Annotated in this window: 5 protein-coding genes; 1 reads left to right on the top strand and 4 read right to left on the bottom strand. The window is 45.9% G+C overall.

Annotated elements, in window-relative coordinates; translation table 11 throughout:
- Positions 1–6: 6 nt before the first annotated feature.
- On the bottom strand, positions 7–6,627 hold the full coding sequence (locus IEX60_RS11415) for a polyketide synthase (protein WP_188750680.1): 6,621 nt from the start codon (positions 6,625–6,627) through the stop codon (positions 7–9).
- A gap of 448 nt (positions 6,628–7,075) precedes the next feature.
- The gene (locus tag IEX60_RS11410; protein WP_188750678.1) at positions 7,076–7,867 is read right to left on the bottom strand and encodes a hypothetical protein; all 792 of its coding nucleotides are present in this window, start codon (positions 7,865–7,867) and stop codon (positions 7,076–7,078) included.
- 223 nt (positions 7,868–8,090) lie between these two features.
- Between IEX60_RS11410 and IEX60_RS11405 the strand changes: the two genes are divergently transcribed.
- Positions 8,091–9,011: a glycosyltransferase family 2 protein gene (locus IEX60_RS11405; RefSeq protein ID WP_188750675.1), complete on the top strand. Its 921-nt coding sequence runs from the start codon at positions 8,091–8,093 to the stop codon at positions 9,009–9,011.
- A gap of 5 nt (positions 9,012–9,016) precedes the next feature.
- On the opposite strand, the gene IEX60_RS11400 is transcribed toward IEX60_RS11405, so the two are convergent.
- Both IEX60_RS11400 and dapA read right to left on the bottom strand, forming a co-directional pair.
- Positions 9,017–10,381, bottom strand: coding sequence for a flippase (locus IEX60_RS11400; protein WP_229717531.1), 1,365 nt, complete (start codon positions 10,379–10,381; stop codon positions 9,017–9,019).
- 288 nt (positions 10,382–10,669) lie between these two features.
- Positions 10,670–11,554 carry a 4-hydroxy-tetrahydrodipicolinate synthase gene (gene dapA, locus IEX60_RS11395; RefSeq protein ID WP_188750672.1) on the bottom strand — a complete coding sequence of 295 codons (885 nt, stop codon included), beginning with the start codon at positions 11,552–11,554 and terminating at the stop codon, positions 10,670–10,672.
- Positions 11,555–11,560: the final 6 nt, after the last annotated feature.

Here is an 11,560-nt window from a genome sequence, read left to right as displayed (position 1 = left end):
AAGGTATTAGGATGTGACTACTTGTAAATATTTTCCTGGGTGTTTCTCGTCTTGCACAAACCAAGCAGCGTTACCATTGGCGTCTCTGCCCAAACGAGCATGGGGCACAGGGGGAACAGCTTCCGATTTACCATCTTGATGGGTAGGAATGAAACCCGCCATAACCAGTTCATGTATGCTTCCTTCAAATGCATGTAAGAGTTGTTGAATATCCTCATCGGTATGGGCGGTGGTGAGGAAACAGGGGAAACCATCGAGTATATGGATGCCCCGTAGCCGCATAGCGACGAATAGCAACTCGCTATAGGGAAATTCCTGATAGTATTTCACTTTCCAAAGTGAGCCAAATTGGGCAATAAAAATCGGTGTCCGATATTTTTGGCAGATTTTATTGAGTTCGTCGGCAAGCGATTTAGTACGTTTCGTAAGATCTTCCTGCAATTGGGGGCCTTGTGCTTTTAAATATTCCAACGCAGCCTTGGTTGCGGCTAACGCCAAGGGATGCCGAACGAATGTGCCCGCAAAGTAGGTAACACCGATCTCTGGCACCGATTCATTGCCATATTCCCAATATCCACCGTCCAGTGCATCCATGAATGCCCTCTTTCCGGCAATCACACCGACAGACATACCTGACCCCACGACCTTCCCATAGGTCGCCAAATCCGCCTCGATTCCCCAAACATGCTGCATGCCATGCAGGTGCATGCGGAACCCGGTGATCACTTCGTCAAAAACCAGGACGATACCCGATTCCGTGGCGATGTCGCGCAACTCACGGACGAACTCGATAGGTTGGAACTCGGGTCTCCTGCTTTGGACAGGCTCCACAAGAACAGCTGCAATGTCATCTGCCCGTTCGCGGATAATTTCCAATGCTTCGGGAGAGCCATAATCAAGGATAAGCATATTTTGTACCGCTTCGGGCAAAATACCCGAGGCTGCCGGAAATGTCTTCAGTTTTTTGGTTCCTCGAACGATCACCTCATCAACGATGCCGTGATAAGAGTTTGAGAATGCTACGATTGTCGATCTACCAGTTACGGTACGGGCAATCCGCATTGCTCCTAACACAGCTTCCGATCCGGTATTGCAAAGTGCCGCCCGTTCCATTTTTGTCAGTTCGCAGATCAATTTGCATACCTCACCAGCCTTTTCGTGCTGTGGACCAACTTCATAACCTTCGTCGATTTGTTGATGTAATGCTTCCGCTATAAAATCGGGTTGGTAGCCCAGCATGTTGGAGCCGAAACCATTCAATGCGTCGATGTATTCATTGCCGTCGATATCCCATAACTTGCACCCTTTGGAACGGTTGGTTACAATGGAATAGACCAATTCCTTTGTAGTCGGCTTAAAGCCGGAAACTACCCTGGGATCAGCCATGTAAGCCCTGTGTTCTTGAGTGTATGCCTTGCTTTTGGCTGTCTTTGCCACATAACGCTCGATAAGGTCGGCTAGGTAGCGAGATTGGGTTTCATTCAGGTCAGTTGCCTGTTTCTCGATACGTGCAGTAGCCCCAAAAGGCTTTTTGAGTTCCGCTACCTCTTCAGGGGCTAAGGACAAGTCAGTTTGGTTTTTGCTTGCCGATACCGGAGTCGTTGTCTTTTGGGGGGTAGCTTGTCCATTTAGCGCAACCGAATGATTGTTGGGGTTGGGAAATACTGGAGATTGAACGGTTGTACCTCCTTGTAGCAATGCGATTTGTTGGGATATCAAATTGATTTGCTGGGATATCAAACTAATGGCATCCAATTGAGGATACGTAACCATCGCACCGCCTGTAGCCGGCAAGTGCGCGGCCACGGAGAAAGTCCCGTTAGCGGTCGGCGCAGATACTTCAGCTGCAGCAGCCGTCGTTTCGACGGGTTGCTGGAATACGTCTGCCGGCAATTGTTTGTCCAGATAGCTGCCAAGCAGATCAAGGGTATTGTACTCGTCATTCAACATACGAAACGTCACAGGCACACCAAATGCTTTCTTCAGGCTTTGTGCGATTTGGGTAAGGAGAAGCGAATCAAAGCCGATCTCAATAAAATTAGCTTGTAACGGAGCATCTGCGATATCAATACCGGAAGCTTCTTCAAGCAATTCTTTTATCTTGCTGATCAATAAATCTTTTCTCATGGCTGTGTTAGTTGTATTTGAATATTTTTTTTCTGTAGATGGTGTGCTGGATTTCGATCCTACCCAATACCGCTTTCTGTCATAGGCATAGGTGGGTAGATCGTGGATAATCCGGGGAGAGCCCTCGTGATACACGCGCTCCCATTGTGGGTCGATTCCACGTAGCCAAAGGTTTCCCAGGGCCAGCATTAACGTCATATGCTCCCCTTCTTCCGAGCGGTATAACGATGAGAATGCCCTTTTAGCATAGTCTGTACCATGCTGTTTCACGAGTGTAGACGTGACCTGCCCTGGCCCGGCCTCAAGGTAAATGGGTGATAACTCGTGTTCGATAAACGTGATAGCATTTGAAAATTGTACGGTAGCAATAATGTGATTAGCCCAGTATTCGGGGCTGGTTGCTTGCTCGTCCTTCAACCAATTGGCTGTCACCGTGGAGACAATGGGGGTTTGCGGAACTTTCAACGTCACCCTTTCCACTTCGGCCTTAAATGCATCTATGATTGGTGCCATCATGGACGAATGGAATGCATGACTGGTTTGAAGCATTTTACAAAGAATCTCCTTGCTTTCCAACAGGCCGCTGAATTCCGTTATTTCTGCTTGGGGGCCGGCAACGACACAGAGGTTTGGTGCGTTGACAGCTGCTATAGACAGTCCTTTGGGCAATAGAGGTATGATTTGTTCAGCGGCCGCCCGGACCGACAGCATGCTACCCGTTGGTATCGAGCTGGAAAGTTTTCCCCGCACTGCGATCAGCCGCAATGCATCTTTCAAGGAAAATACACCCGCAAGATGCGCCGCAACAAACTCGCCGACACTGTGGCCAACAAAAGCCGTCGCCGTAATACCCCAACTCATCCAAAGCTTTGCCAATGCGTAAGACGTAACGAACAGCGCGGGCTGAGTGTAATACGTGTTTCGCAAGGCTTCTCCAGCGGTTTCACTATCTCCTGAGAAAACAATGGTTCGTATGTCTTCGCCGACCTCTTCCAATAAAATGTCTGCACATTCGTCAAACGCCCTACGGTAGACTGGCTCGCTTTGATACAACGTTTGCCCCATATTGGCGTATTGGGCTCCTTGGCCGGGAAATAGGAAAACCAGATTGCTAACTTTTTCCTGGAGATTATACGTGTGTTGTTGTCCGGCTGTTAACCTATCCGCGAGTTGGGTCCGGCTGTTGGCAACCACCATATAACGCCTATTGAGGGATTCTCGTGTAGTTTGCAAGGTATACGCCAACCCACTGAGCGAAATAGTTGGGTTCAGTTTCAGGAAATCGAGTAATCGTGCGGTATACGTCGACCCCGATTCTTCTGTTTTTGCTGACCAAACAATCAGCGAGGAACGATCGGCAGGAGCGGGCGTACTTTCATCAATAGTAGTGTTCACGTAATTTTCCAATACGATGTGTGCATTGGTTCCTCCTACACCAAACGAACTCACACCGATACGGAACGATTCTGTGGGCTTCCAGGTGAAAGCCGTATCGTTAACGACAAATGGGGTGTTGGAGAAGTCGATATTCGGATTTGGCTTGCGGTAGTGTATGGATGATGGAATTATGCCATGGTGGAGTGATAACGCCGATTTAATGATTCCAGCCACCCCAGCGGCATGGGTAAGGTGTCCCATGTTACTTTTAATGGAACCGATGCGGCAGAACTGTTTTTCAGTCACATTTCCAAACGCCATTTTTAACCCCTCTATCTCAATCGGGTCACCTAATGGCGTAGCGGTGCCGTGTGCTTCAATATAGTTGATTGTTTCCGGCGAAAAATCGGCGTCATTCAGGGCCATTCGAATGGCGGTTGCTTGACCGACAGCTGATGGGGCCATAAAACTTCCTTTGCCTCCACCGTCATTGCTCAATCCGACACCGCGTACAACGGCGTAGATCATATCTCCGTCCGCTTCGGCATCGTCCAGATCCTTAAGTAGCACAACACCCGCCCCATCGCTAAATACGGTTCCGGTAGCTTCCGCGTCAAAAGGCCGGGTATGGCCATCGGCACTGAACATCGCACCGTCCTCAAATTGGTGTCCGCTATTGATCGGTACCGTAATCGACACCCCGCCGGCGATTGCCATGCCACATTGCCCATTCCGGATTGCTTCAACGGCTTGAGCAATGGCGACCAATGATGTGCTGCAGGCTGTATTCAGACTTACAGCTGGCCCCTTGAGGTCTAACTGGTAAGCCGTACGCGTGGCAATATAGTCCTTCTCGTTGGCCAACATGACTTGGAAAGCGCCAATTTTTGCGATTTCTTCAGGATGGTGCTGGAGGTTGTTTTGAAAATAGGTGTTGTTGCCGGTACCCGCGAAAATACCGATGTGGTGTTGGTGTCTCGATACCAAATAGCCGGAAGATTCCAATACATCACGGCATATTTCAAGAAAGATCCGCTGCTGCGGATCCATGAGCTTTGCCATGGTTGGGTTGATACCAAACAAGGCAGCATCAAATTCATCTGCTTGATCGATAATACCGCGAGCCTTGACGTAATTTGGGTCGTTACGTGCCTCATTGGGGATGCTGCCATCCAACTCTTCGTCTGAGAAGAAAGACACGGTTTCTTTCCCCGATAGTAAGATGTCCCAAAGCTCGGTTATGGAAGCGGCACCCGGGAAGCGGCCTGCCATGCCGATGATGGCCACTCCACGGTTGCTGCGGTTGTTGCGCTTTAGGCGTGCTATTGGCTGTTCCGATTGAGGTGCTCCTTCACCGTCGATAACAGCGGCGAGGTGAGCAGCTGTTGGGTACTGGTAAATTTGCGTAATCACCACTTCCGTTCCGTGCCGCTGACGGAGTTGGGCGATGGTTTGTTGGGCAAGCAGTGAGTTTCCGCCCAATTCAAAGAAATTATCGTCAACACCTATCCGGTTAATCAACAGTAATTCAGACCATAGATCAACAATTTTACGTTCACTGTTGGTCGTTGGTTTTCGATACGGTACCCCTATATCCGGGCGTGTGATTTCTGGGGCGGGCAACGCAAAACGGTCTACCTTGCCACTGGTCGTTTTCGGAAATTTATCCAACCACACGAATGCGGCGGGGATCATGTAATCGGGCAAATGCCGCATGAGATGTTCGCGGATTGGCGAAATGTCGTGCGGTTTGCCATTCTGGCCTATGAGGTAAGCCACGAGCCTTTTGCTTCCCGCAATATCTTCACGCAACACGACCACATTTTGCGCAACATAAGGTAAAGCAGCTAATTGAACCTCAATTTCACCCAGTTCTACTCGGTTACCCCTAATTTTAACCTGATGGTCCGCTCGCCCATGGAATTCGACCTCACCGTTTGGCAATACGCGACCGAGGTCACCGGTGCGGTATAGGCGGTGTGGCTGTCCTTGCCCATCCACCCAATCGAGGTACCGCTCGCGTGTCAATTCCTCACGATTCAGGTAACCTTTTGAGACGTTAACCCCTCCGATATAGATTTCACCAACATCACCAATGGCTACTTCTTTCATTTCGCTATCAAGAAAGAAAAGATCAACATTGTCTATGGGTGACCCGATGGTGGGTATATCTGGCCATAGCGAAGCGTCGCCTATAAGCCGAAGGTCTGTTACCCAAATACTGGTTTCAGTAGGACCGTAAACATTGACAAGGGTACATTCCGGCTTATGAATGAAAAAATCACGAATGACAGGGGTGATTTTCAATAGTTCGCCTCCCGTCGTGATCTCAACCAATGATTCCGGGTAACGGTTTGCGTGGAGCGCTGCTTCCGTAAGGTATTGCAGTACGACGTAAGGAACGAATATACGGTTAATCCGATGTTGTTCGATATAATGTAGCAGCCGTGCGGCGTCAAGGCGGATAGTTTCATCAATAATGTGCAAGGTGCCTCCCGAGGTCAGGCTGACAAATACTTCTTGGAACGACGCATCGAAACTCAGGTGAGAAAAAAGCAGGTTGTTTGAATGTTGTGTCGCTTTACTGTTCCTTAGTTGATGGCTGATGAGGTTAAGCATACCCGCATGGGTCATACAGACTCCTTTCGGGATTCCGGTTGAACCGGATGTATAAAGCAGCGCGACCAACTCACCTGCGCCTGATAATGTCACATCGTTGCAAGGGCTATTGGGGACGGTGTCTGAAACCGACAACGTCGTTAAACCGAATTGTGCAAAGAACTCGGATTCCGATGGGTCACACACGATGTGTTTGATACCCGCGTCTTGCACCATTTGCGCAATACGTTCCACTGGATATTCGCGATCCAAAGGAAGATAGGCTCTACCCGATTGGATGATGCCTACCATACCCACGATGGTATTGGCTGTTTTAGTAGCACTGAGTGCAATAAAAGAGCCAGAAGCGCCACTCGTATAAATTTCTGTTGCCAACCGGTCGACGGCAGCGGTAAGTTCACGGTACGATATGGACACCTCGTTATACTTTATTGCGATTGCAGCCGGTGTTTTTGCAGCCCATTGATAGATGTTGTCAATGATTGAATGTAAACTTTTTTCCATATCGCTAACGCTTTCTATTTGAATCGATAAAATTGAAGCTTAATTAACATCAGGAATTAAATAATATTATTTTGCTTGTTTGGTGTCAAATTAGCTTGCAGTAGATTTGTGATCCAAACACCGGTACTTATTATGATAATATCACTCCATATCTTCGTTAATTCAAATCCAAAAATAAAACCTTATTCTTGAAAACCACCTGAACAACAGCTGAAAATCTCTATTTGTAGTGGATATGCTACGTATGGTAGAACAATACACGCCGAATTAAAATTTTGTAAATAGTGCCCCGCGAAACAACGATGATTTGTGCCAATTGGCGTGCCTAGTAAATTACATGTTTAGCCTGCATTCTACAATAGTATAGTATTCAGATAAGCTGTTACAAACAAAAGAAAGCAATGAGGAAATACCGGTTTGCAATTGGTATAGTACAGAATCCAAAAAATTATAGTGTTCCTTTTACGGTTTTGAAGTTCTTAGCTGGATTCATTAAATACATAAAGCCTAACATGACGACAAAGTAAATAACACCAAACACCGAATAGGTAAGTATACCCCCTAAACTTGGTGATACCGGTAGTGTCACCAACGAAAGATTCAACATAAACTGTAATATACATACACAGATACCACTTTTGGTTTTTCCATAAACAACTGCACACATGCCTGAAGCACCCAACATGTTAAAAGCTAATGACCATATAGGAAGATTAGGAATAACACCTGCATTGAGTATAACTGACGGCAGCCACCAACCTGTCCAAAATAGACCAATAATTTGACTTGCGTAAAACGGTTTTATAGTTTTTGATAATTCGCGAATGGCGTAGCTTACCCACACAACTTCTCCCATAAATGCCATATTAAGTATAAAAAGCGAGGATCCTAATGGCGGAAAGTTGAATTTTAAAAGCGAAGCATATTCAATGCCCTGATAAACGCTTTTAATCAACAATGTGATGGCACAGATTACAAATGGGAACAATAAACTGAATAAATACCATTTGGGATGGACTTTCCATGCCGACATTGGTCTAAACAAATCTTTTATACCTTCTGTCCCTTTAGTAAACATTACTACGCAGACTAAAAGGAGCATCAGCGCATAAAAGCGACCAAGCCTATAAACATCAATACTAATTATTCCTTTACTGTAAGCGTAACTCACAACTACATTCACTAAAGGAGCTAGCGTCAAGAATAGCCAAATTTCATATTTCTTAATAAAATCTCTCATAGTGGGTTTTACAGATAAAAGTCAAAGGTGTAAATAAATTGTAAATGAATGTTCTAATAAAATACATACAGCGTGTCTATATTTTATTTTGTCGAAATACATCTACATGATATTAGTTATCAACCATTAGCAACAATCATTTGTAGAAGAAAATTGACGTTTTACAACAATTCGTTTGGTTTATGTAGGCATCCCCTCACCAAAAACATAGCTTTGCATCGTCATGAAAGTAACGTCCATCATTACGGTCAATTATCGGCAATCAGCGCTTACGGTTGCCTTCCTTAATTCCATTAAACAGTATGCTCCTATGGGAGCGTTGGAGGTCATTGTTGTAGACAATGGAAGCACGGAAGATAATGGCCCTCTATTCCAATCGATATACCCGGGAACAGTTTATCTTCGCTCTGCAGAAAATCTCGGCTTCGCCGGAGGTAATAACCTCGGTATCCGGCATGCCAAAGGAGATTACCTGCTTTTCCTGAATAACGATACGGAAATCACAGCTAACTTTATTTCTACGATGTGCGACGAATTGGACCGCCATCCAGAGATCGGTTTGCTTTCTCCACTCATTCTATACTACGAAGATAAACGCAAGATCCAATATGCAGGTTACACGCCCATGAATTACCTAACCGGACGAAATCAAAATATCGGTGTAATGGTAGACGACAACGGCCAATACGACCAACTGACCACCGAAACAGGGTACTGTCACGGTGCAGCTATGTTATGTCGTAAGGCTGACCTCAGGCGGGTGGGCCTGATGGAAGAACATTTTTTCTTATACTACGAAGAACTGGATTGGTGCGAGAAATTCAAGCGCGCCGGATTGAAAATCGGATTCACCGGTAAGGCGAAGATCTACCACAAAGAATCGATGAGTGTAGGTAGGGAAAGTCCCTTGAAGACTTATTTCATGGCACGTAACAGGTGGCTATTTATCCGACGCAATGCAGGGTGGCTCCAAGCATTTGTTTTTAGCAGTTACTACCTGCTAATGGCGATTCCATTTCAACTAATGAAATATGTGGCTGCCGGAAAGTTTGATTTGGCAACGGCTACGTTACGCGGTGCCAAATGGAATCTCACACATCATATCAAAAGCAATGAGCTAGGATATAAGTTGTCAGATACTTAATTCTCTTACTTTTTTTCTGAACAATTTACTTCCCTTTTCCATTCCATTAATTTATTGTACGCCTCGTTATAGCTTTCAAAGGTATACCTCCAAACGGCTACCATACTTATACCTAATATTTTTTTCAAGATAAAATATGTAGCGGTAAAAAGAATCAAATAAGATACCAACATGGCCATCGCAGCGCCAATAATTCCCCAATATCGGATAAATACATAGTTAACGACTACGTTGAGTACCACGGATATAACTGTTGCATAAAAATTTAACTTCACGCGCCCGGTCGATTCAAGGATTGTCCCAAATTGTTTCGTAAACGGTATGAAGAATGCCGAAAGCAAAGTAAGTTGCAACAACGGTATCGATTCCGGATAACGCTCATCTCCGATGAAATGGATGACGGGTCCGGCAAACACATAGGCGATAACGATAGCTGGGAAAAGCATGGCCAAAACAGTACCGACTGATTTTTCATATAGAGATTTCACCCCCACATCCCCAAAATCTTCGAGCCTCCGGGCACTTTGGGGAAAAACAATAGTCGCCATGGCATTGGTCGGGATATTAATCATGTTTGTGACACGCACGGCGATGTTGTAAATCCCCGCCGAAGTTGCAGATACCAAACTCCCGATCATCATCTGATCTATAGAACTGGAAACTACAGCTGTCATTGACGTTCCAAAAGAATATTTGCCATATTGAAGCAATTGCTTTATCCAATGTCTGTCAAGTTTTATTGATAGCCTAAATGTGTGCTGTACGAAATAACGGGATACGAGTGTAGCAACTAGGGCACCGACGGTCATCACCTGTACCAACGCAATTAATGAAGTTTGCTTGCCCTCAAAATATATGTATAAAATGAACCCTAATAACGCAAGTTGCCGGATGAGATTTGATAAAAACACACCCCTAAACTGCAGATGGGCTTGTTCAATGGCTTGATATTGTGTTAGGAATCCGGAAATGACGAATGTCACAATATATAGATTAAACAAGGGAACAAGTTGTGGACTATCCCACATTTTGCTGAATAACGGAGCAAATAGGTAGCATGCCAAGGCTAATACGATGGTCAATGATAAGTTAATGACAAACGATGCCGTAATAATAGAATTATGGGAATCGCGTGAAGCTGAAGAAAGGTAGGTAATCAAGCTCTTGCTGATTAGTCCAACCCTTGCGAATTCCATGATCGAAATCGTAGACATGAACAATATCCAAACGCCAAAATCCGCTTTGTCCAATATTCGGATCAGAAAATAGAATGAACCGAACGAGATAGCTAACGTAAATGTGTTTTGAAGTAGATTGATTGAGCCAGACCGTAACCAGTAATTTGAGTTAAAAAAAGAAATAATCTTCATGTGTTTACCGAGGTCAAAATGTATGCTTGCTGCTCGTTATTCTTCATTGGTGTCTTTCACAATCGCCCCTGAACATCACTCATAGATACCTGTATATGATCGTTCCCATTCTATATGGAAATAAATCCGCCTTTTCGATATCGTATATCGAGCACGTTGAGTGTTGACGCCCAAATTTAAATGGAATAGAATCAGCTACAATGCTTTGTAGCTGATTAATTTTCTTTTGTAGTGATATAACTACGGAGCAGGTGTGTTTGTCGTAAGACAGTTCTTGACAGAGGATATCTACACTACCGCAAAAGTCTCCAGTTCGGAACGGATCGCCTCCTGCAACTGCGCACTCACGCCCACCAACGGCAACCTCACCGTCGGTCCGCAGATTCCCAGCTCATGGAGAATAGCCTTAACTCCCGCCGGGTTGCCCTCAATGAAACACAATTCCGTAATCCGTATCAGTTTACTGTGTAAACGCCGGGCCGCTTCAAAATTATTCTCCAGGCACATCTTTGCAAGCGTTGCAACCTGGGTAGGAAAGGCATTGCCAACAACGGAAATCACGCCGACGCCTCCCATTGCCATCATGGGTAGTGTCGCTCCATCGTCTCCCGAAATCAGCAGGAAGTCCTCCGGTTTGTCACGCATGATTTTGCCAAACTGCTCCAGACTGCCCGAAGCTTCTTTGGTGGCCACGATATTGCCGACTTCCCTGGCCAACCGAACCGTGGTTTCCGGACTGACGTTGCTGCCCGTACGGCCGGGAACATTGTATAGAATCACCGGCAGGGGAGAGGCAGCTGCTATGGCTCTATAATGCTGGAAGATGCCTTCCTGTGTAGGTTTGTTGTAATAAGGGCTTACCGATAACACCGCAGCGTATCCGGTGGTGTCAAATTGCTCAAGCTGATGAACAATCTCGGCGGTATTATTGCCACCGATACCGGCCACCAAGGGAATCCGGCCTTTCACTTTTTCCACAGTAAACGCCCATACGGCCTTTCGTTCGCTTTCGGACAACGTTGCCACCTCACCGGTAGTACCCAACGAAACCAAATAATCCATGCCACCGCTGATCTGATGTTCAATCAGCCGTTCCAAACCCCCGAAATCAATCGTTCCGTCCGAATGAAATGGGGTCACCAAAGCTACTCCTGCGCCGTAAAGCTCGTTCATGTTGTT

The organism is Parapedobacter defluvii (assembly GCF_014642075.1).
Classification (GTDB): Bacteria; Bacteroidota; Bacteroidia; order Sphingobacteriales; family Sphingobacteriaceae; genus Parapedobacter; species Parapedobacter defluvii.
This window is presented reverse-complemented; position numbering and strand designations above follow the sequence as displayed.